The organism is Rhizobium sp. Pop5 (assembly GCF_024721175.1).
Taxonomy (GTDB): domain Bacteria; phylum Pseudomonadota; class Alphaproteobacteria; order Rhizobiales; family Rhizobiaceae; genus Rhizobium.
Window position 1 is genome coordinate 1,213,084 of sequence record NZ_CP099399.1, and the last position, 21,514, is coordinate 1,234,597.

The following is a 21,514-nucleotide window of genomic DNA, read 5'->3' on the forward strand; positions in this document are numbered from 1 at the left end:
TTTGGGCGACATCAGATGTCGGCAGGACGAAAGATCCGGCTTGGCAATAAGAGTGTTGCAAAAATAGGTTTGTTTGCCGTCATCAGGCAAACGGGAAACAGGACTGAGCGACGATGGCAAAACTGAAGATTGACGGCAACGAGATCGAAGTTCCGGATCATTTCACGCTATTGCAGGCGTGTGAGGATGCCGGTGCCGAGGTTCCGCGCTTCTGCTTCCATGAGCGCCTGTCGGTTGCCGGCAATTGCCGCATGTGCCTCGTCGAGGTGAAGGGTGGCCCGCCGAAGCCACAGGCATCCTGCGCCATGAGCGTTCGCGACATTCGCGGTGGCCCGAACGGCGAACTGCCTGAGGTCTTCACCAACACGCCGATGGTCAAGAAGGCCCGCGAAGGCGTGATGGAATTCCTGCTGATCAACCATCCGCTCGATTGCCCGATCTGCGACCAGGGCGGCGAATGCGACCTGCAGGACCAGGCGATGACCTTCGGCATCGATACCTCGCGCTATCAGGAAGACAAGCGCGCCGTCGAGGACAAGTATATCGGCCCGCTCGTCAAGACGGTGATGAACCGCTGCATCCATTGCACGCGCTGCGTCCGCTTCACCACCGAAGTCGCCGGCATTTCCGAACTCGGCCTGATCGGCCGCGGCGAGGATGCCGAGATCACCACCTATCTCGAACAGGCGATGACCTCCGAGCTGCAGGGCAACGTCGTCGACCTTTGCCCGGTTGGCGCGCTCACCTCCAAGCCCTTCGCCTTCACCGCGCGCCCCTGGGAGCTGAACAAGACCGAATCGATCGACGTCATGGATGCCGTTGGTTCGGCGATCCGCGTCGATACCCGCGGCCGTGAAGTCATGCGCATCCTGCCGCGCGTCAACGAGGCGATCAACGAGGAGTGGATTTCCGACAAGAGCCGCTTCATCTGGGACGGCCTGAAGACGCAGCGCCTCGACCGGCCCTACGTCCGCCGCGACGGCCGCCTGCAGCCCGCGACGTGGGCCGAGGCTTTCGGCGCGATCAAGGCTGCCGTCAGCGCCACCTCGGGCGACAAGATCGGCGCGATCGCGGGCGATCTCGCCTCCGTCGAAGAAATGTATGCGCTCTCCGAGCTGGTGAAGTCACTCGGATCGGAGAACCTCGACTGTCGCCAGGATGGGACGGCACTCGATCCGTCGCTCGGTCGCGCAAGCTACCTCTTCAACCCGACCATCGCGGGCATCGACCAGGCCGACGCGTTGCTGATCATTGGCGCCAATCCGCGCTTCGAGGCGGCCATTCTCAACGCCCGCATCCGCAAGCGCTGGCGCCGCGGCAAGTTCCCGATCGGCGTGATCGGCGAGCCCGGCGAACTGCGCTACAGCTATGATTACCTCGGCGGCGGTCCCGACACGCTGAAGGATCTGGTCGACGGCACCCACGCCTTTGCTGATGTTCTGAAGAATGCGGCAAAGCCGATGATCATCATCGGTCAGGGCGCGCTGTCGCGCACCGATGGCGCCGGCGTTCTCGCAAGCGCTGCCAAGCTCGCCGGTTCGGTCGGCGCGGTCGTCGAAGGCTGGAACGGTTTTGCTGTCCTCCACACCGCTGCCTCGCGCGTCGGCGGCCTCGATCTCGGCTTCGTGCCGGGCACCAAGGGCGTCAATGCCGCCGAGATGCTGACGGCGATGGACGTGCTCTTCCTGCTCGGCGCCGATGAACTCGACTTCACCACCAAGAAGGCCAAGTTCACCGTCTATATCGGCTCGCATGGCGACAACGGCGCGCATCATGCCGACGTCATTCTGCCGGCCGCAGCTTACACCGAAAAATCCGGCACCTGGGTCAACACCGAAGGCCGCGTCCAGATGGGTAACCGCGCAGGCTTTGCGCCGGGCGATGCTCGCGAAGACTGGGCGATCATCCGCGCTCTTTCCGACGTGCTCGGCAAGAAGCTTCCCTTCGATTCGCTCGGTGAATTGCGCGCGAAGCTCTACGCCGCTTTCCCGCATTTCGCCGCCATCGACGAGATCGCCGAAACCGATCGCGCCCAAATTGCCGCAGTCGCGAAAAAAGCCGGCAAGATGAACAAGTCAGGGTTTGCGTCGCCGGTGAAAGACTTCTATTTGACGAACCCGATAGCGCGTGCCTCGGCTGTCATGGCCGAGTGCTCGGCATTGGCCCGCAACAACTTCAAAGTCGCGGCAGAGTAAGGGCAGGGGACTATGGATTCTTTCTTTTCAACCTATGTCTGGCCGGCGATCATCATGATCGGTCAGTCGCTGCTGCTTCTCGTCTGCCTGCTCGTCTTCATCGCCTACGTGCTGCTCGCCGACCGCAAGATCTGGGCGGCTGTGCAGTTGCGCCGCGGCCCGAACGTGGTCGGTCCCTTCGGCCTGTTCCAGTCCTTCGCCGACCTGCTGAAGTTCGTCTTCAAGGAGCCGATCATTCCGGCCGGTGCCAACAAGGCGGTCTTCCTGCTTGCGCCCCTGGTCACCGTGCTTCTGGCGCTCTCCACCTGGGCGGTCGTGCCGCTCGCCGACGGATGGGTGATTGCCAACATCAATGTCGGCATTCTCTATATTTTCGCGATCTCCTCGCTGGAGGTCTACGGCATCATCATGGGCGGCTGGGCTTCGAACTCGAAGTATCCGTTCCTCGGCGCGCTGCGTTCGGCAGCACAGATGGTGTCCTATGAGGTCTCGATCGGCTTCGTCATCGTCACCGTGCTTCTCTGCGTCGGTTCGCTGAACCTGACCGATATCGTCAATGCCCAGCATACCGGCCTCGGCACCATGCTCGGCCTGCCGGCGTCGTTCCTCGACTGGCATTGGCTGTCGCTCTTCCCGATGTTCATCGTCTTCTTCATTTCGGCGCTCGCCGAGACGAACCGTCCGCCTTTCGACCTTCCGGAAGCCGAGTCGGAACTCGTTGCCGGCTTCATGGTCGAATACGGCTCGTCGCCATACATGATGTTCATGCTCGGCGAATATGCGGCCGTCTGCCTGATGTGCGCGCTGACGACGATCCTCTTCCTTGGCGGCTGGCTGCCCCCGGTTGATATCTGGATCCTCAACTGGGTTCCCGGCATCATCTGGTTCACGTTGAAGGCCTGCCTGGTGTTCTTCATGTTCGCGATGGTCAAGGCCTTCGTTCCGCGCTACCGCTACGACCAGCTCATGCGTCTCGGCTGGAAGGTCTTCCTGCCGCTGTCGCTCGCCATGGTCATCATCGTTGCATTCGTGCTGAAACTGATGGGATGGGCTTGATGACGTCCGCTCTCGTTTCCGGCAAAATTGGAGGTTGAAGATGGCCAGCTTGTCCAGCTCCATCAACTCGCTGTTCCTCAAGGAATTCGTCGGCGCGTTCTTTCTGTCGATGCGCTATTTCTTCCGCCAGAAGGCGACGATCAACTACCCCTTCGAAAAGGGTCCGGTTTCCCCGCGTTTCCGCGGTGAGCATGCGCTACGCCGTTATCCGAACGGTGAGGAACGTTGCATCGCTTGCAAGCTCTGCGAGGCGATCTGTCCTGCCCAGGCGATCACCATCGAGGCTGGTCCGCGCCGCAACGACGGCACGCGTCGCACGGTCCGCTACGACATCGACATGGTGAAGTGCATCTATTGCGGCTTCTGCCAGGAAGCCTGCCCGGTCGACGCCATTGTCGAAGGGCCGAATTTCGAATTTGCGACGGAAACGCGCGAAGAACTGTATTTCGACAAGGCGCGGCTTCTGGATAACGGAGACCGGTGGGAGCGTGAAATCGCGCGCAACATCGCGATCGATTCTCCGTACCGCTGATCGAGATTTTGAAATGCCGCGGTAGTGCCTAGGCCATCGCGGTCAATATGCACAGGAGCTTTGCCGGTTAGCGCCGTGGAAAGCTCCATCGGGCAGGGAAACTCCCGGCTGCCCGGGGGAAGATGAAAAAGGCACCAACATGGGTCTGCAGGCTCTATTTTTCTATCTTTTCGCCTTTGTCGCGGTGGCGTCGGCGTTCATGGTCATCTGGGCGAAGAACCCGGTTCACTCGGTTCTGTTCCTGATCCTGGTGTTCTTCAATGCCGCCGGTCTCTTCCTGCTGCTCGACGCCGAATTCCTGGCGATGATCCTGCTTGTCGTCTATGTCGGCGCGGTTGCGGTTCTCTTCCTCTTCGTGGTGATGATGCTCGACATCGACTTCACCGAGCTTCGCGCTGGTGTTCTCGAATATGCGCCGATCGGTGGTCTGATCGGGGTCATCCTTGCAGCCGAGCTGATCGTCGTTATCGGCGGCAGCGTGATCTCGCCTGAGATCGCCAAGACGGTCGCCATGCCGATCCCGGCGCTCAGCGAGCGCACCAATACGGCCGCTCTCGGCGACGTTCTCTACACCAACTACGTCTACTTCTTCCAGATCGCCGGCCTGGTGCTGCTGGTGGCGATGATCGGCGCGATCGTTCTGACGCTGAGGCATCGCACCAACATCAAGCGGCAAAATATTTCCAGGCAGGTTGCCCGCACGCCCGCCACCGCCGTCGAGGTGGTGTCGGTCAAGCCCGGGCAGGGCGTCTAAAGGCAGGTCAAGGAACAAAGAACATGGTCATCGGACTTTCCCACTACCTGACGGTCAGCGCCATTCTCTTCACGCTCGGTGTCTTCGGCATCTTCCTCAATCGGAAGAACGTCATCGTCATCCTGATGTCGGTCGAACTGATCCTGCTTGCCGTCAACATCAACATGGTCGCCTTCTCCTCCTTCCTGAACGACATCGTCGGCCAGGTCTTCGCGCTGTTCATCCTGACGGTCGCGGCCGCCGAGGCGGCGATCGGTCTTGCAATTCTCGTTGTCTTCTACCGCAACCGCGGCTCGATCGCGGTCGAAGACGTCAATATGATGAAGGGCTGAGTGGCTCATGTTCCTCTATAAGGCTATCGTCTTTCTTCCCTTGATCGGCGCGATCATCGCCGGCCTTTTCGGCCGCGCGATCGGCGCCAAGGCTTCGGAATATGTCACCAGCGGCCTGATGATCATCGCGGCCGTCCTGTCCTGGTTCGTCTTCTTCACCGTCGGCATGGGCCATGCCGAAGGCGGCCCGATCAAGGTCGAGGTGCTGCGGTGGATCCAGTCCGGCGGTATCGACGCGTCCTGGTCGCTGCGCGTGGACACGCTGACGTCGGTTATGCTGATCGTCGTCAATACGGTCTCGACGCTGGTGCATGTCTATTCGATCGGCTACATGCACACCGATCCGCACCGCCCGCGTTTCTTCGCCTATCTCTCGCTGTTCACCTTCGCCATGCTGATGCTGGTGACCTCGGACAATCTTGCCCAGATGTTCTTCGGCTGGGAAGGCGTCGGTCTCGCCTCCTATCTCTTGATCGGCTTCTGGTTCAAGAAGCCATCGGCGACGGCAGCGGCGATGAAGGCTTTCATCGTCAACCGCGTCGGCGACTTCGGTTTCGTACTCGGCATTGCCGGCGTCTTCGTGCTGTTCGGCTCGATCAATCTCGACACGATCTTCGCCAATGCTTCGAACTTCGCCCCGCATGAAGGCGGCGGCGAGGCGGGCGAGGTGATCCTCAACCTCTTCGGCATGCAGCTCGACAAGGCGCATGCGCTGACCGGCATCTGCCTGCTGCTCTTCATGGGCGCGATGGGCAAGTCAGCGCAGTTCCTGCTGCACACCTGGCTGCCGGACGCCATGGAAGGCCCGACCCCAGTCTCGGCCCTCATCCATGCCGCCACCATGGTCACCGCCGGCGTCTTCCTCGTCGCCCGCATGTCGCCGCTGTTCGAATTGTCGCCGGATGCGCTCGTCGTCGTCACCGTGATTGGCGCGATCACCGCCTTCTTCGCGGCGACCGTCGGCCTGGTGCAGAACGACATCAAGCGCGTCATCGCCTATTCCACCTGCTCGCAGCTCGGCTACATGTTCGTGGCGCTCGGGGTAGGGGCCTACGGCGCGGCGATCTTCCATCTCTTCACGCATGCCTTTTTCAAGGCGCTGCTCTTCCTTTGCGCCGGCTCGGTCATCCATGCCGTCGATGGTGAGCAGGACATGCGCTACATGGGTGGCCTGCGGCCGCACATCAAGATGACGTTCTGGATGATGATCATCGGCACGCTGGCGATCACCGGCGTCGGCATTCCCTTTACGCCGATCGGTTTTGCCGGCTTCTTCTCAAAGGACGTGATCATCGAGGCGACCTATGCTTCGCATTCGCCGGTCTCGGGCTTCGCGTTCGCGCTGCTCGTCATCGCGGCTCTCTTCACGAGCTTCTATTCCTGGCGCCTGATCTTCATGACCTTCTTCGGCAAGCCGCGCGCTTCGCACGAGGTCATGCATCACGTCCACGAATCGCCGCAGGTCATGCTGGTGCCGCTCTATCTCCTCGCAATCGGCGCGGTATTTGCGGGCTTCCTCTTCGAGGGCCGGTTCTACGGTGAGGAGTATGCCGAATTCTGGAAGGGCGCGCTCTTCACCGGCGCCGAGAACGAACTCGTCGAACAGTTCCACCACGTGCCGGCGCTCGTGGGCTTGAGCCCTTTCATTGCCATGGTGCTCGGCTTCGTCACCGCCTGGTACATGTATATCCGCTCGCCGCAGACGCCGCGCATCCTCGCCAAGCAGCATCGCGTGCTCTACCATTTCCTGTTGAACAAGTGGTACTTCGACGAGCTCTACGACTTCCTCTTCGTCCGCACGGCAAGAGCCCTCGGCCGCTTCTTGTGGAAGAAGGGTGATGTCGGTGTCATCGATACCTACGGCCCGAACGGCGTCGCCGCTCGTGTCGTCGCCGTCACCGATCGCGTGGTCCGCCTGCAGACCGGTTACCTCTATCACTATGCCTTCGCGATGCTGATCGGCATTGCGGCGCTCGTTACCTGGATGATGCTCGGGAGTTCCTTCTGATGACCGATTGGCCTATTCTTTCAACGGTCACTTTCCTGCCGCTGGTCGGCGTCGTGCTCCTGTTGCTGATGAACGGCGAGAGTGAAGCCGGCCGGAAGAACGTGCTGTGGATCTCCCTAATCACCACGGTCTTCACCTTTGTCGTCTCGCTCTTCATCTGGACCGGCTTCGACAATGCCAACCCAGGCTTTCAGATGCTCGAGAAGCATGATTGGCTCGGCACCGGCATCGGTTATCATGTCGGCGTCGACGGCATCTCCATGCTGTTTATCATCCTGTCGACCTTCCTCATGCCCTTCTGCGTCCTGGCGAGCTGGCTCTCGATCGAGAAGCGCCTGAAGGAATACATGATCGCCTTCCTCATCCTCGAAACGATGATGGTCGGCGTCTTCGTCTCGCTCGATATCGTGCTCTTCTACGTCTTCTTCGAGGCGGGCCTCATTCCGATGTTCCTGATCATCGGCGTCTGGGGCGGCAAGGACCGTGTCTACGCGAGCTATAAGTTTTTCCTCTACACGCTGCTCGGCTCGGTGCTGATGCTGCTCGCCATCATGGCGATGTATTGGCAGGCCGGCACGACCGACATCACCGCGCTGCTCGCCTACAAATTCCCGCCGGCGCTGCAGACCTGGCTATGGCTTGCCTTCTTCGCCTCCTTCGCGGTGAAGATGCCGATGTGGCCGGTCCATACCTGGCTTCCGGACGCGCACGTTCAGGCGCCGACGGCAGGCTCGGTGATCCTGGCCGGCGTGCTCCTGAAGCTCGGCGGTTACGGCCTCATCCGCTTCTCGCTCGGCATGTTCCCAGTCGCCTCCGACTATTTCGCGCCGCTCGTCTTCGCCATGTCGGTGATCGCCATCATCTACACCTCTCTGGTGGCGATGATGCAGGACGACATCAAGAAGCTGATTGCCTATTCCTCCGTCGCCCACATGGGCTACGTGACCATGGGCATCTTCGCGGCCAATGTGCAGGGCGTTCAGGGCTCGATCTTCCAGATGCTCTCGCACGGCATCGTCTCCGGCGCACTCTTCCTCTGCGTCGGCGTTGTCTACGACCGCACCCATACCCGCGAGATCAACGCCTATGGCGGCCTCGTCAACAACATGCCGAAATATGCCGTGGCGATGATGGTCTTCACCATGGCCAATGTCGGCCTTCCCGGCACGTCGGGCTTCGTCGGCGAATTCCTGACGCTGATCGGCGTCTTCCGGGTCAATACCTGGGTCGCGCTCTTTGCCGCCACCGGCGTCATCCTCTCGGCCGCCTACGCGCTCTGGCTCTATCGCCGCGTAATCTTCGGCGCGCTCGAGAAGGAAAAGCTGAAGGCATTGCTCGATCTTTCGCCTCGCGAGCAGCTGATCCTCTATCCGCTGGTCGCGCTGACCATCCTCTTCGGCGTTTACCCGGCTCCGGTCTTCGATGCGACAGCCGCCTCGGTGGATCTGCTTGTTAACAACTACACGGCCGCCGTGCACGCAGCGCAGAATGTTGCGCTGTCTATGAATTGATGACGGGACTTATCGGACATGACCGCTGAAACAATCCTCCTCAGTCTGCATCTTTCCGTGCCGGAGCTCATCCTCGCGGTCGGCGCCCTTGTCCTGTTGATGGTCGGCGTCTTCTCGGGCGAGCGGTCAGGCCCCGTCGTCACCGGCCTTGCCATGATCCTGCTCCTGGCTTCGGGCCTGTGGCTGCTTTTCGTGCCCGCGGAAGGCCTTGCCTTCGGCGGCGTCTACATGGCCGATGGCTTCTCGCGCTTCATGAAGCTGGTCGCGCTCATCGGCTCGCTGGTCGCCCTGTTCATGTCGCTCGGCCACGGCCGGGAAAACCAGCTCGACAAGTTCGAATTCCCGGTTCTCCTGGTGCTCGCGACTCTCGGCATCCTGCTGATGATCTCGGCCAACGATCTGATCTCGCTCTACCTTGCGCTTGAACTGCAGTCGCTGGCGCTTTATGTCGTAGCTGCAATCAACCGCGACAGCCTGAAGTCGACCGAAGCCGGCCTGAAATATTTTGTTCTCGGCGCGTTGTCTTCCGGCATGCTGCTTTACGGCATGTCGCTGGTCTACGGCTTCACCGGCCACACGCATTTTTCCGAGATCGCCCAGGCGCTGACCGTCGAAGGCGCACGTTCGCTCGGCCTCGTCTTCGGCTTGGTCTTCATCCTCGCCGGCATCGCCTTCAAGATCTCGGCCGTTCCCTTCCACATGTGGACGCCGGATGTTTATGAAGGTGCGCCGACGCCGGTCACCGCCTTCCTTGCCGCAGCGCCCAAGGTTGCCGCCATGGCGATGATGACCCGCATCGTCATCACCGCCTTCCAGCCGGTTCTGGCGGACTGGCAGCAGGTTGTCGTCTTCATCTCGATCGCCTCGATGCTGCTCGGTTCGTTTGCCGCGATCGGCCAGAAGAACATCAAGCGACTGATGGCCTATTCCTCGATCGGCCATATGGGCTATGCGCTTGTCGGTCTTGCCGCCGGCAACCAGACCGGTGTCTCCGGTGTCATGCTTTACATGGTCATCTACATGGTCATGACGCTTGGCAGCTTTGCGATCATCATGTCGATGCGCCGCAAGGACGGCACCGTCGTCGAGGAGGTCAACGATCTCGCCGGCCTGTCCACCACGAACCCGTTCATGGCTGTGGTGCTGACGGCGCTGATGTTCTCGCTTGCCGGCATCCCGCCGCTTGCCGGCTTCTTCGCCAAGTACTTCGTCTTCGTCGCCGCCATAGAAGCCAAGCTCTATGCGCTCGCCATCATCGGCGTTCTCGCCTCGGTCGTCGGCGCTTATTACTATCTGCGCGTCATCAAGCTGATGTGGTTCGATGAGGCGACCGGTGAATTCGCCCGGGTCTCCGGCGCGCTACGCCTGGTCTTCGGCCTTTCCGGCCTCTTCGTCACTGCCTATGTCCTGATCGGCGGTCCGATCGGCGGCGCGGCAGAGCTTGCTGCAGCGACGCTCTTTTAATGGCTTCCGACGGACGGCGCCGGATATCGCTCGGCGATTTCAGGCACGAGGCTCTGTCGGAAACATCGTCCACCAACAGCGAATGCCTCGCCCGCGCTCGGGCGGGGGATAGCGGCAACCTCTGGGTGACCGCCGAAAGACAGACCGGCGGTCGCGGCCGCCGGGGCAGGCTCTGGGTTTCCGAACCCGGCAATCTCTACGCCTCTCTTCTCCTGATTGATCCGGCGCCGATGGAGCGCCTCGGCTCGCTGCCGCTGGCGGTCGCCGTCGCCGTGCACCAGGCGATCAGCAGGGTGCTGCCGCCGGGCGCCGAGCCGCTCGAGGTCAAGTGGCCCAATGATATTCTTATCGGCCGAAAGAAGACCTGCGGCATTCTCGTTGAAGGCGAAGGGATGCCGGACGGGCGCTACGCGCTGATCGTCGGCATCGGTGTCAATGTCTCGGTGATGCCCGACAATCCGCTTTATCCCGCTACTTGCCTGCGTCAGCAGGGGGGAACAGCCTCGCCAGAGGAACTCTTCGCGCATCTCTTTGCCGCAATGGCCGATGTGCTCGACATATGGGATCAGGGCCGCGGTGTCAGCGAGATCACCGCGCGGTGGCGCGCGATCGCTTGCGGCATCGGCGAAAAGATCACCGTCAATTTACCGGACCGCTCGATTTCCGGACAATTCGCCGGGATTGATGATAATGGCTTGTTGATGCTCGATACCGGCGCTGGCAGGATGATGTCCATTGCTGCCGGCGATGTGTTTTTTGGATAGCGGAAAAAACGAAAATTATGGCGAAACAGGACGAACTGGTATTCCTGCCTCTGGGCGGCGTTGGCGAGATTGGTATGAATCTCGCTCTTTATGGCTACGGCCCGCCCGAGCATCGCCAGTGGATCATGGTCGATTGCGGTGTGACTTTTCCAGGACCCGACCTGCCGGGCGTTGACCTCGTGCTGCCCGATATCCGCTTCCTCGCCAGCGAGCGCAAGAACCTCAAGGCGATCATCATCACCCATGCGCATGAAGACCACTATGGGGCTCTCGCCGATCTCTGGCCCGGCCTCAATGTGCCGGTCTACGCCTCCGGCTTTACCTCAGGTCTGCTCGAAGCCAAGCGCAATTTCGAGAAGGCATCGATCGGCGAAGTGCCGGTGACGCCGTTCAAGGCAGGCGATACGATCAATGTCGGCCCCTTCAGCATCGAAGGCGTGGCTGTCAACCATTCGATCCCCGAGCCGATGTCGCTGATGATCCGCACGCCGGCCGGCAATGTCATTCATACCGGCGACTGGAAGATCGACCACGAGCCGTCACTCGGGCCTCTGACTGACGAGACGCGCTTCCGCCAACTCGGCGACGAGGGTGTTCTGGCGCTGATGTGCGATTCCACCAATGCGCTGCGCGACGGCGTTTCGCCCTCCGAGAAGGATGTGTCGGAAAGTCTGCGCAAGATTATCGAGGATGCGGAGGGCCGGGTGGCGATCACCACCTTCTCCTCGAATGTCGGGCGTATCCGTACCGTTGCTGAGGCCGCCGAGGCTGCCGGCCGTGAAGTGCTGCTGCTCGGCAGCTCGCTGAAGCGGGTCGTCGACGTCGCCCAGGATATCGGCCTGATGGAAGGCGTGAAGCCCTTCATCTCAGAGGAAGAATACGGCTATATCCCGCGCGACAAGGTCGTCGTCATCCTCACAGGCAGTCAGGGTGAGCCGCGGGCAGCCCTTGCCAAGCTCTCGCGCGACGAGATGCGCAATGTGGCCTTCGCCGCAGGAGATATCGTCGTTTTTTCCTCGCGCGCCATTCCCGGCAACGAGAAGGCCATCCAGGATATCAAGAACGGTCTCGTCGAGCAGGGCGTGCATATCATCACGGATACCGAGGCGTTGGTCCACGTGTCCGGCCATCCGCGCCGCAACGAGCTGCAGCGGATGTACGAATGGACACGGCCGAAGATCGTTGTCCCCGTGCACGGCGAGGCGACGCATCTGACGGCCCACAAGGAACTTGCGGAACAATCGGGAATAGCGATCGTACCCCGCGTACGCAACGGCGACATCCTGCGGCTGGCCCCCGGTCCCGTCGAGGTGATCGGCGAGGCGCCGCATGGCCGCATCTATAAGGACGGCACGCTGATCGGCGATTTTGACGAGATGGGTATCGGGGAACGCAAGAAACTCTCCTACGTCGGCCATGTCGCGGTCAACATCGTGCTCGATGCCCGCTATGACATCATGGGCGATCCCGATCTCGTTTCGATCGGCCTGCCGGTCTATGACGACGAGGGCGAAGAGATGGAGGATACGCTTTACGACGCGGCCATTGGCGCCATCGAAAGCATTCCGCGCGCCCGCCGCAAGGATCTCGACATGCTGCAGGAAGCCGTGCGCCGCGCCGTCCGCGCGGCCGCGAACCATGCCTGGGGCAAGAAGCCTGTCGTCACCGCCTTCGTCACCAAGGTCTGACCATGCTCGGCCGGGTGAACCATATCGCCATCGCCGTTCCCGATCTTGCTGCGGCGACGGCTGCCTATCGTGATACGCTGGGTGCTGTGGTGTCGCAGCCACAGGCTTTGCCGGAACATGGCGTCACCGTCATCTTCGTCGAACTGCCGAACACCAAGGTCGAATTGCTGCAGCCCCTCGGCGACGCCTCGCCGATTGCAGCCTTCCTGGAAAAGAACCCGTCCGGCGGCATGCACCACATCTGCTACGAGGTGGACGATATTCTTCTCGCCCGCGACCGACTGCTCGCGGCAGGGGCGAGGGTACTCGGCGATATCAAGCCGAAGACCGGTGCGCATGGCAAGCCGGTGCTCTTTCTGCACCCGAAGGATTTCTTCGGAACGCTGATCGAACTCGAACAGGTTTGAACCGGGCTGCGGCAGAGTGACCCAAAAGGGGCTAAACCTCGCGTCGGCTTTGAGTTGTTCGCCATTCCGCCGTATAAGGACGCGCAAGTGCCGATGCGGCGTTAACGGGAAACATGATGCTCCAGATTTTTCTCCAGGGATTTGCCGTCTATTTCATTGTCTGGTGGCTCACGCTTTTCGCGGTCCTGCCGATCGGCCTGCGCACCCAGGCCGAGGACAATGACGTCGTGCTCGGCACCGTTCCGAGTGCGCCCACTCGCTTTCGCGCCGCTTTCGTCTTTTCGCTGACGACGCTGATTTCGGGTGCGATCTACGGCCTCTGGTATGTTTCCGACACCTATTTCGGCTGGGGCTTCGATGCCCTTCCACAACTCGGTCCTAGCTTCTATTAAGAAGTAGCTTTTGCTCAAACTTTGAGCAGATGTAAAATTGGAACCTCATATCCCGTCATACTAACGTCATGCTTTTACGGCAAAGAGCTTGCGTAACGGAATGAGGCCCATCTCCTTACGTTAGGCAACTTGCTGTGAGGATGGGTTGGAAGCCGAAAAACCAAAAAAAAACAAGGCTAAAAGCCTTGTTTTAAGTATCGCGTGATCTGTAACCGTTGCCGGGGCTGCGACGAGCGCGCCTAAGATCTGATCCTCCCAAGACTTGACCGCGAAATGGCAAGAATTAACTTCCTTGCCTGTTTTGTGAGCTAAAGCTAGCTCAAACATTGGGCTTTGTCATTACCTTTTTTTGCATTTTTGCTACACCCTAGCAAAATTTTTCTGTTGACAAGATTTTCGTTCAAGTCCTTATAAACACGCGCTTTTTCATGCCCTTTCATTTTGCGGGTGCGAACATGCGCCTCCGGGAGGTTGCCGGCATCAGTTGCGGGTTTCCTTCCAGCCGCGAAGCGGCTATGAACGCTCCCGACATTAACAATTGCCTTCGATTCCGCTTGCCGGCGGGATCTCAACTGGTCCGGAATCCGCCATGCGTCTGTCCCGCTATTTCATGCCCATCCTCAAGGAAAACCCCAAGGAGGCGGAAATCGTCTCCCACAGGCTGATGCTGCGCGCCGGCATGATCCGTCAGCAGTCGCAGGGCATCTATTCCTGGCTGCCGTTGGGTAAGAAGGTGCTGGACAAGGTCAACAACATTATCCGCGAGGAGCAGAACCGCGCCGGCGCCATCGAGCTTTCGATGCCGACCCTGCAGTCGGCCGAGCTCTGGCAGGAAAGCGGCCGCTACGACGCCTACGGCAAGGAGATGCTGCGCATCAAGGACCGCCAGGATCGCCCGATGCTCTACGGTCCCACCAATGAGGAGATGGTGACGGATATTTTCCGCTCCTCCGTCAAGTCGTACAAGGACCTGCCGCTCAATCTCTATCATATCCAGCTGAAGTTCCGTGACGAGATCCGTCCGCGCTTCGGCACCATGCGCTCGCGCGAATTCATGATGAAGGATGCCTATTCCTTCGACCTGACGCGCGAAGGGGCGGAGCATTCCTATAATAAGATGTTCGCCGCCTACCTCAGAACATTCGATCGGCTCGGCCTGCGCGCCATCCCGATGCGCGCCGATACCGGCCCGATCGGCGGCAATCTCAGCCATGAATTCATCATCCTCGCCGACACCGGCGAATCCGAAGTCTTCTGCCATAAGGACTTCGTCGGTTTCGATACCCCTGGCGAAAACACCGATTTCGACAGCGTCGAAGGCCTGCAGGCGATCTTCGACAAGTGGACCTCGCTCTATGCGGCGACTTCCGAAATGCACGACGAGGCGGCCTTCAACGCCGTTCCCGAAGGCGATCGCCTTTCGGCCCGCGGCATCGAGGTCGGCCACATCTTCTATTTCGGCACGAAATATTCTGAGCCGATGGGCGCGAAAGTGCAGGGGCCTGACGGCAAGGAACACTTCGTCCATATGGGTTCCTACGGTATCGGCCCGACACGCCTTGTTCCCGCCATCATCGAAGCATCGCATGATGAGAACGGAATCATCTGGCCGGCATCGGTCGCGCCCTTTGATGTTGTGGTGATCAACATGAAGGCGGGCGATCAGGCCTGCGACGATACTTGTGAGCTCATCTATGCCGCGCTGAGCAAGGCCGGCAAGGACGTGCTCTACGACGATACCGACGATCGGGCCGGCACGAAATTCGCGACCGCCGACCTGATAGGGGTGCCTTTCCAGATCATCGCCGGCCCGCGCGCGGTCGCAAACGGCGAAGTCGAGGTGAAGGACCGCAAGACCGGCGCGCGCGAAACGATGACCATCGAAGCGGCTATCAACAGGTTCGTGGCTTAAGGAAACGGAGGCGAAATGGCAGAGGCAGCAGTGGACCGGAGTTCAAAATCCGGCTTGGGTCCGGCTGGCAGGCCATTTTCCACCTTCGAACGCCTCGTGGCGTGGCGCTATCTGCGCGCCCGCCGCAAGGAGGCCTTCATCTCGGTCATCGCCGGCTTCTCCTTCGTCGGCATCATGCTCGGCGTCGCGACGCTGATTATCGTTATGGCCGTCATGAACGGCTTCCGCACCGAGCTCGTCTCGCGCATCCTCGGCATTAACGGCCATATGATCGTGCAGCCGGTCGACGGCCCCTTCACCGACTATCCCGAACTTGCCGGCAGGCTCGCCGGTGTGCCCGGCGTCAAGATGGCGCTGCCCCTGGTGGAAGGCCAGGTGCTTGCCTCCGCCCAGGCCGGCGGCAGCACCGGCGCTCTGGTGCGTGGCGCCCGCGCCGAGGATTTGGCCAAGCTCAAGACGATTTCGGATAACATCAAGTCTGGCGACATGGTGGGCTATGCCGCCGGCCAGGGCGTGCTGATCGGAACCCGTATGGCCGATCAGCTTGGCCTCCGCGTCGGCGACCTCATCACGCTGACGTCACCGGAAGGTGACATCACGCCGATGGGCGTCAATCCGCGCGTCAAGTCCTACAAGGTCTCCGGCCTCTTCGAGATCGGCATGTCGGAATACGACTCGTCGATCATCTTCATGCCGCTCGAGGAAGCCCAGCTCTATTTCAATGCCGAGGGACTGGTACAGTCGATCGAGCTCTTCGTTGACAAGCCTGACGATATCGACAGTCTGAGGCCAAAGGTGGAAGAGGCTGCCGGCCGTCAGATCGCCGTTACCGACTGGCGCCAGCGCAACCAGACCTTCTTCTCCGCACTTCAGGTCGAGCGCAACGTCATGTTCATGATCCTGACGCTGATCGTGATTGTCGCGGCGCTGAATATCATCTCCGGCCTCATCATGCTGGTGAAGGACAAGGGCAGCGATATCGCCATCCTGCGCACCATGGGCGCCAGCGCCGGAGCGATCATGCGCATCTTCTTCATGACAGGGGCGGCCATCGGAATTGTCGGTACCGTTGCAGGCGTGCTGCTCGGCGTCCTCGTCTGCGTCAACATCGAATCCATCCGTCAGTTCTTCTCCTGGGTCTCAGGTACCGTGATCTTCAATCCGCAGGTCTATTTCCTCAGCCAGCTGCCGGCAGAAATGGATATCAGCGAAACGATCTCGGTTGTTGTCATGGCTCTTAGCCTCTCCTTCATCGCGACCATCTTCCCGGCCTGGCGCGCCTCCAGGCTCGATCCGGTGCAGGCTCTGCGCTACGAATAAGGAATGCCGCATTCATGAAACGCAACGTCGTCCTCAATCTTACCGGCGTCGAGCGCCATTACGGGCAGGGCGATACGCTGCTCACCATCCTGAAAGGCGCTGACTTTTCGCTGTCGAAAGGCGAGATCGTCGCCCTCGTGGCGCCGTCCGGCACGGGCAAGTCGACGCTGCTGCATGTCGCGGGTTTGCTTGAGCATCCTGACGGCGGCGAAGTCACCATCAACGGCAACGCCTGCGACGGTCTTTCCGACGAGAAGCGTACTGCGATCCGCCGCCGCGAGATTGGCTTCGTCTATCAGTTCCACCATCTCCTGCCGGAATTTTCGGCGCTCGAGAATATCATGATGCCGCAGCTGATTGCCGGGCTGTCTTGGAAGGAAGCTCAGGAGAGGGCTGGCCAGCTTCTCGATTACATGCGCATCGGCCATCGCGGCTCGCATCGCCCTGCCGAGCTTTCCGGTGGCGAACAGCAGCGCGTCGCGATCGCCCGAGCCGTCGCCAACGCGCCGACGCTGCTTCTTGCCGACGAACCGACCGGTAATCTCGATCCGGACACCGCAAGTTATGTCTTCGATGCGCTGGAGGCGCTGGTGCGCCAGTCCGGCCTCGCCGCCCTCATCGCCACCCACAATCACGAACTCGCACGCCGCATGGACCGGCGTGTGACGATCTCCGACGGAAAGATCGTCGACTTCTGAGGCTGGGTCAGGGGATGACCAGCCCGCCGCGATAATCGAGCACATAGGCCTTCCGGCCGCCGACCATGATGCATTCGTGACCGTTGAAGCGATCGCAGCTGCCTTCGCTGCGATCGAGATAGCGGCCGAGCGGATGTTCGAATTCCATTCCGCCAAGAAACCGGCCCTCGCGATACATCGCTGAAAGAGCCGCTTTGATGATAGTTCCGGCCGCTGTGCCGTCGATAAGAGCCGGCGCGATGACGCAGCCGAAATAATTCATTGCCCAGACGGGCTCGCCGGCAAACCACACGACTTCCTGTCCGGCAAAATCCGTGCCACCGAAATAACTGTCGAGATAACGCCAGTCGCCACTGAAGTAGCCGATATCGTGAGAACCCGGCCGGCAGGGCTGGCGCGGCACGCCACCGCCGACATAGGTGGCGGCCTTGGCCTCAACGATGAAGTCGTTCAGCATCGCAGTATCGAGCATTATCGTCTTCTCCCGGACTCAGCTGATATGGATATAGCAGGATACCGAGAACATAAGAAGAACAGAATAGCGAGCGTCGCTCAATCGCCTGGGCAATTGCGTCAGACCTCGATGATCTGTGCCGATCGGGCTGGGGTCGGGAATGTCGGAGCCGGCAGCCGACCATGTTCAAAGCCGGCTCCGAGGTGAGGGCCGATTCGCAGCACGCGACGGCATTTTTCAAACGCAAGTGCGGAGGAAAAGATTCCTGTTGACATGTGAACATAGATGGAACAAATTGAAAACATAACGAGTAAAGGAGAGCCAAATGACTGACATGATCCGTGATATCGCAGCATTCACCTCCATCGCAATGTTCGTTGCCAGCTTCTCGCTCATCGTCATCGCGCTCTAAAGTTTTCAGGGGATCGCATGGCAGTCATGCGGTTCGGACGCGGGACTTCTTCTGGACATCATCGCCCTCAATGCCGACAATGCGTTCGATTCATTCGGGCGATTGGGAAGGCATATCATGGCGGAAACGGCAAAGGCTTCAACGGGTGAGGCGACCGGCGGTACGCCGGGCTTCGTTCACCTGAGGGTCCATTCCGCCTATTCGCTTCTAGAGGGCGCCCTGCCGCTGAAGAAGATCCTCTACAAAGCGACTGGCGATAGCCAGCCGGCGATCGCGATCACCGACACCAACAATCTGTTCATCGCGCTGGAATTTTCCCAGAAGGCGATGGACGAAGGCTTGCAGCCGATCATCGGTTGCCAGGTCTCGATCGATATGGAAGACGGGCTGGAAACGGAAAAGCGCGGCGGCCAGCAGGCGCTGATCAAGCTGCCGTCGATCGTTCTTCTCGCCGCGACGGACGCGGGTTACGAGCGGCTGGTCGATCTTGTCAGCCGCGCCTATCTCGGTGGCGAAGGAAACCAGGCCATCCATATCAGAGCCTCATGGCTGCAGGAGGCAGGCACGGAAGGTTTGATCGCCTTGACCGGCGCCCTGACCGGGCCGGTCGACGTGGCGATCAAGGAAGGCCATCCCGCCCAGGCGGAAGCCCGGCTGCTCACGCTGAAGCGCATCTTTGGCGACAGGCTATATGTCGAGCTGCAGCGGCACGGCACCTACGACAAACGCCATGAGCAGAAGATTGTCGGGCTCGCCTATGATCACGACCTGCCACTGGTTGCGACCAACGAAGCTTTCTTCCCGACGCGAGACGATTACGACGCTCATGACGCGCTGATGGCGGTGGCCCATAATGCCATCGTCTCCGATGATAGCCGCTTTCGCCTGACGCCGGATCATTACCTGAAGAGCCGCGCCGAAATGGCCAAGCTTTTCGCCGACCTGCCGGAAGCGTTGGAAAACACGATCGAGATCGCCAGGCGCTGCTCCTTCGTGCTGAAGACCCGAAAGCCGATCCTACCGCGCTTCACGGGCGCTACCGATGATGCCGAGGAGGCCGAGCGCGCCGAGGCGAGCGAATTGCGCCGCCAGGCGGTCGAAGGGCTGGATATGCGGCTTGCCACGCTCGGCATGTCGCCGGGTTACGACGAGAAGGATTATCGCGAGAGGCTGGAGTTCGAACTCAGCGTCATCGAGCGCATGAAGTTCCCCGGCTACTTCCTGATCGTTGCGGACTTCATCAAATGGGCCAAGCAGCATGACATTCCAGTCGGCCCGGGCCGTGGTTCCGGTGCGGGCTCGCTTGTTGCCTATGCACTGACGATCACCGACGTCGATCCGCTACGCTTCTCGCTGCTCTTCGAGCGCTTCCTCAACCCTGAACGTGTCTCGATGCCGGACTTCGACATCGACTTCTGCCAGGATCGCCGCGAAGAGGTGATCCGCTATGTCCAGGCCAAGTATGGCCGCGAGCAGGTGGCGCAGATCATCACCTTCGGTTCGCTGCAGGCGCGCGCCGCGTTGCGCGACGTCGGCCGCGTGCTGGAAATGCCATATGGCCAGGTCGATAAGATCTGCAAACTCGTGCCGAACAACCCGGCCAATCCGACGCCGCTTTCCAAGGCAATCGAGGAGGAGCCGAAGCTGCAGGAGGAAGCGGCGAAGGAGCCGGTGGTCGCGCGGCTGCTCGACATCGCCCAGAAGATCGAAGGTCTTTACCGCCATGCTTCGACGCATGCCGCGGGCATCGTCATCGGCGACCGGCCGCTTTCCAAGCTCGTGCCGATGTATCGCGATCCGCGTTCCGACATGCCGGTCACGCAGTTCAACATGAAGTGGGTGGAGCAGGCCGGCCTCGTCAAATTCGACTTCCTTGGCCTGAAAACTCTGACCGTCTTGAAGGTCGCCGTCGATTTCGTCGCCAAGCGCGGCATCAATGTCGATCTTGCGGCCATTCCCCTCGACGACAAACCGACCTACGAAATGCTGTCGCGCGGCGAGACGGTCGGCGTGTTCCAGGTGGAAAGTGCTGGCATGCGCAAGGCGCTGATCGGCATGAAGCCGGACTGCATCGAGGACATTATCGCACTGGTAGCGCTCTATCGTCCGGGTCCGATGGAGAACATCCCGACCTATAATGCCCGCAAGCATGGTGATGAAGAGCTGGAATCGATCCATCCGATGATCGACCATTTGCTCAAGGAAACGCAGGGCGTTATCGTCTACCAGGAGCAGGTGATGCAGATCGCCCAGGTCCTGTCGGGCTACTCGCTTGGCGAAGCCGACCTTCTGCGTCGCGCCATGGGTAAGAAGATCAAAGCCGAAATGGACCAGCAGCGCGAACGCTTCGTCGTTGGTGCGGTCAAGAACGGTGTGTCGAAGCCACAGGCCGATAACATCTTCGAACTGCTGGCGAAGTTCGCAAACTACGGTTTCAACAAGTCCCACGCCGCCGCCTACGCGATCGTCTCCTACCAGACCGCCTACATGAAGGCGCATTACCCGGTCGAGTTCCTCGCCGCCTCGATGACGCTCGACATGTCCAATACGGAAAAGATCAACGATTTCCGCCAGGACGCCAAGCGCCTGGGCATCGAGGTAATCGCCCCCTCGGTGCAAACCTCCTTCCGCCATTTCGAGACCGGCGACAACCGGATCTATTACGCGCTCGCTGCCCTCAAGGGCGTTGGCGAATCCGCCGTCGATCACATCGTCGAGGTCCGCGGCGACAAGCCCTTTGCCAGCATCGAGGATTTCTGCCTGCGCATCGATCCGCGGCAGGTGAACCGTCGCGTGCTGGAAAGCCTGATCTATGCCGGCGCTTTCGATTGTTTCGCCATGGACCGTGCCCAGCTTGCGGCCGGTCTCGATCGAATCCTCGGCTATGCCCAGCGCGCCCAGGAAAACAAGCTTAGCGGCCAATCGGACATTTTCGGCAGTGCGCTGAACTCAGGCCCGGAGAAGATCTCCTTGCCACCCTATTCACCCTGGCTCGCTTCCGAACGGCTGCTGAAGGAATTCCAGGTGCTGGGCTTCTATCTCACGGCCCACCCGCTCGATTCCTACAGCAACATTCTGCAGAAGATGCGTGTGCAGACCTTTGCCGAGTTTTCCCAAGCCATCAAGCAGGGCGCTGCCAATGCGCGCCTTGCCGGCACCGTCATCTCGAAGCAGGAGCGCAAGACCCGCACCGGCAACAAGATGGGCATCATCGTCTTTTCGGATTCATCCGGCCAGTTCGAGGCTGTATTGTTTTCGGAGATGCTCAACCAGTATCGCGATGTGCTCGAGTCCGGAAAATCCTTCCTGCTGACTGCGACGGGCGAAGAACGGCCGGAAGGGATCGGCCTGCGCATCCAGACGATCCAGTCGCTGGAGGAAAAATCGCTGCAGATGCAGAAGGCGCTGCGTGTCTATGTCAGAGATTCCGGGCCGCTGCGGATGGTTGCCGGACATTTGAACGCCAAGGGCGACGGCCTGGTGTCCTTCATCGTGATCAAGGAGGAGGGCAAACGCGAGGTGGAAGTGGCGCTGCCGGAGAAATACCGCATCACGCCGGAGATCGCCGCAGCTCTTCGCGCCGCTCCGGGCGTCGTGGATGTCGAACTCGTCTGA

The 21,514-nt window shown here is 60.4% G+C and carries 17 protein-coding genes; 16 read left to right on the forward strand and 1 reads right to left on the reverse strand.

Features of this window, described 5'->3' with window-relative positions; genetic code table 11:
• The first annotated feature begins 113 nt into the window (after nt 1-113).
• From nuoG to NE852_RS08195, 15 genes are all read left to right on the forward strand, one after another.
• Nucleotides 114-2,195, forward strand: a complete 2,082-nt coding sequence (gene nuoG, locus NE852_RS08125) for an NADH-quinone oxidoreductase subunit NuoG (protein WP_258156388.1) — start codon at nt 114-116, stop codon at nt 2,193-2,195.
• 12 nt (nt 2,196-2,207) lie between these two features.
• On the forward strand, nt 2,208-3,251 hold the full coding sequence (gene nuoH, locus NE852_RS08130) for an NADH-quinone oxidoreductase subunit NuoH (RefSeq protein ID WP_008521876.1): 1,044 nt from the start codon (nt 2,208-2,210) through the stop codon (nt 3,249-3,251).
• 40 nt (nt 3,252-3,291) lie between these two features.
• Nucleotides 3,292-3,783, forward strand: coding sequence for an NADH-quinone oxidoreductase subunit NuoI (gene nuoI, locus NE852_RS08135; RefSeq protein WP_008521873.1), 492 nt, complete (start codon nt 3,292-3,294; stop codon nt 3,781-3,783).
• Nucleotides 3,784-3,922: 139 nt separating this feature from the next.
• Nucleotides 3,923-4,537: an NADH-quinone oxidoreductase subunit J gene (locus NE852_RS08140; RefSeq protein ID WP_008521871.1), complete on the forward strand. Its 615-nt coding sequence runs from the start codon at nt 3,923-3,925 to the stop codon at nt 4,535-4,537.
• A 23-nt stretch (nt 4,538-4,560) separates the two neighbouring features.
• Nucleotides 4,561-4,869, forward strand: a complete 309-nt coding sequence (gene nuoK / locus NE852_RS08145) for an NADH-quinone oxidoreductase subunit NuoK (protein WP_003587269.1) — start codon at nt 4,561-4,563, stop codon at nt 4,867-4,869.
• 7 nt (nt 4,870-4,876) lie between these two features.
• Nucleotides 4,877-6,877 carry an NADH-quinone oxidoreductase subunit L gene (gene nuoL / locus NE852_RS08150; RefSeq protein WP_258156389.1) on the forward strand — a complete coding sequence of 667 codons (2,001 nt, stop codon included), beginning with the start codon at nt 4,877-4,879 and terminating at the stop codon, nt 6,875-6,877.
• Nucleotides 6,877-8,388, forward strand: a complete 1,512-nt coding sequence (locus tag NE852_RS08155; protein WP_008521856.1) for an NADH-quinone oxidoreductase subunit M — start codon at nt 6,877-6,879, stop codon at nt 8,386-8,388. The genes nuoL and NE852_RS08155 overlap by 1 nt, the downstream gene beginning before the upstream one ends.
• A gap of 18 nt (nt 8,389-8,406) precedes the next feature.
• Entirely contained in the window at nt 8,407-9,852 is a 1,446-nt protein-coding gene (nuoN, locus tag NE852_RS08160; RefSeq protein ID WP_258156390.1) for an NADH-quinone oxidoreductase subunit NuoN, read from the forward strand.
• Nucleotides 9,852-10,616, forward strand: coding sequence for a biotin--[acetyl-CoA-carboxylase] ligase (locus tag NE852_RS08165; RefSeq protein ID WP_008521846.1), 765 nt, complete (start codon nt 9,852-9,854; stop codon nt 10,614-10,616). Before nuoN ends, NE852_RS08165 begins: the two co-directional genes overlap by 1 nt.
• 17 nt (nt 10,617-10,633) lie before the next feature.
• On the forward strand, nt 10,634-12,304 hold the full coding sequence (locus tag NE852_RS08170; protein ID WP_008521844.1) for a ribonuclease J: 1,671 nt from the start codon (nt 10,634-10,636) through the stop codon (nt 12,302-12,304).
• Between the two features lie 2 nt (nt 12,305-12,306).
• Nucleotides 12,307-12,711, forward strand: a complete 405-nt coding sequence (mce, locus tag NE852_RS08175; RefSeq protein WP_008521843.1) for a methylmalonyl-CoA epimerase — start codon at nt 12,307-12,309, stop codon at nt 12,709-12,711.
• Between the two features lie 116 nt (nt 12,712-12,827).
• Nucleotides 12,828-13,103: a DUF1467 family protein gene (locus tag NE852_RS08180; RefSeq protein ID WP_037170556.1), complete on the forward strand. Its 276-nt coding sequence runs from the start codon at nt 12,828-12,830 to the stop codon at nt 13,101-13,103.
• A gap of 589 nt (nt 13,104-13,692) precedes the next feature.
• Entirely contained in the window at nt 13,693-15,015 is a 1,323-nt protein-coding gene (proS, locus tag NE852_RS08185; RefSeq protein WP_008521831.1) for a proline--tRNA ligase, read from the forward strand.
• A 15-nt stretch (nt 15,016-15,030) separates the two neighbouring features.
• Entirely contained in the window at nt 15,031-16,335 is a 1,305-nt protein-coding gene (locus NE852_RS08190) for a lipoprotein-releasing ABC transporter permease subunit (RefSeq protein WP_008521829.1), read from the forward strand.
• A 14-nt stretch (nt 16,336-16,349) separates the two neighbouring features.
• Nucleotides 16,350-17,033 (forward strand): ABC transporter ATP-binding protein, encoded by a 684-nt coding sequence (locus NE852_RS08195; RefSeq protein ID WP_008521827.1) that lies wholly within the window; start codon nt 16,350-16,352, stop codon nt 17,031-17,033.
• Nucleotides 17,034-17,040: 7 nt separating this feature from the next.
• Here the strand turns inward: NE852_RS08195 and NE852_RS08200 are convergent, their stop codons facing one another.
• Nucleotides 17,041-17,505, reverse strand: coding sequence for a DUF5680 domain-containing protein (locus tag NE852_RS08200; protein WP_008521824.1), 465 nt, complete (start codon nt 17,503-17,505; stop codon nt 17,041-17,043).
• 511 nt (nt 17,506-18,016) lie between these two features.
• Between NE852_RS08200 and dnaE the strand changes: the two genes are divergently transcribed.
• Nucleotides 18,017-21,514, forward strand: a complete 3,498-nt coding sequence (dnaE, locus tag NE852_RS08205) for a DNA polymerase III subunit alpha (protein ID WP_258156391.1) — start codon at nt 18,017-18,019, stop codon at nt 21,512-21,514.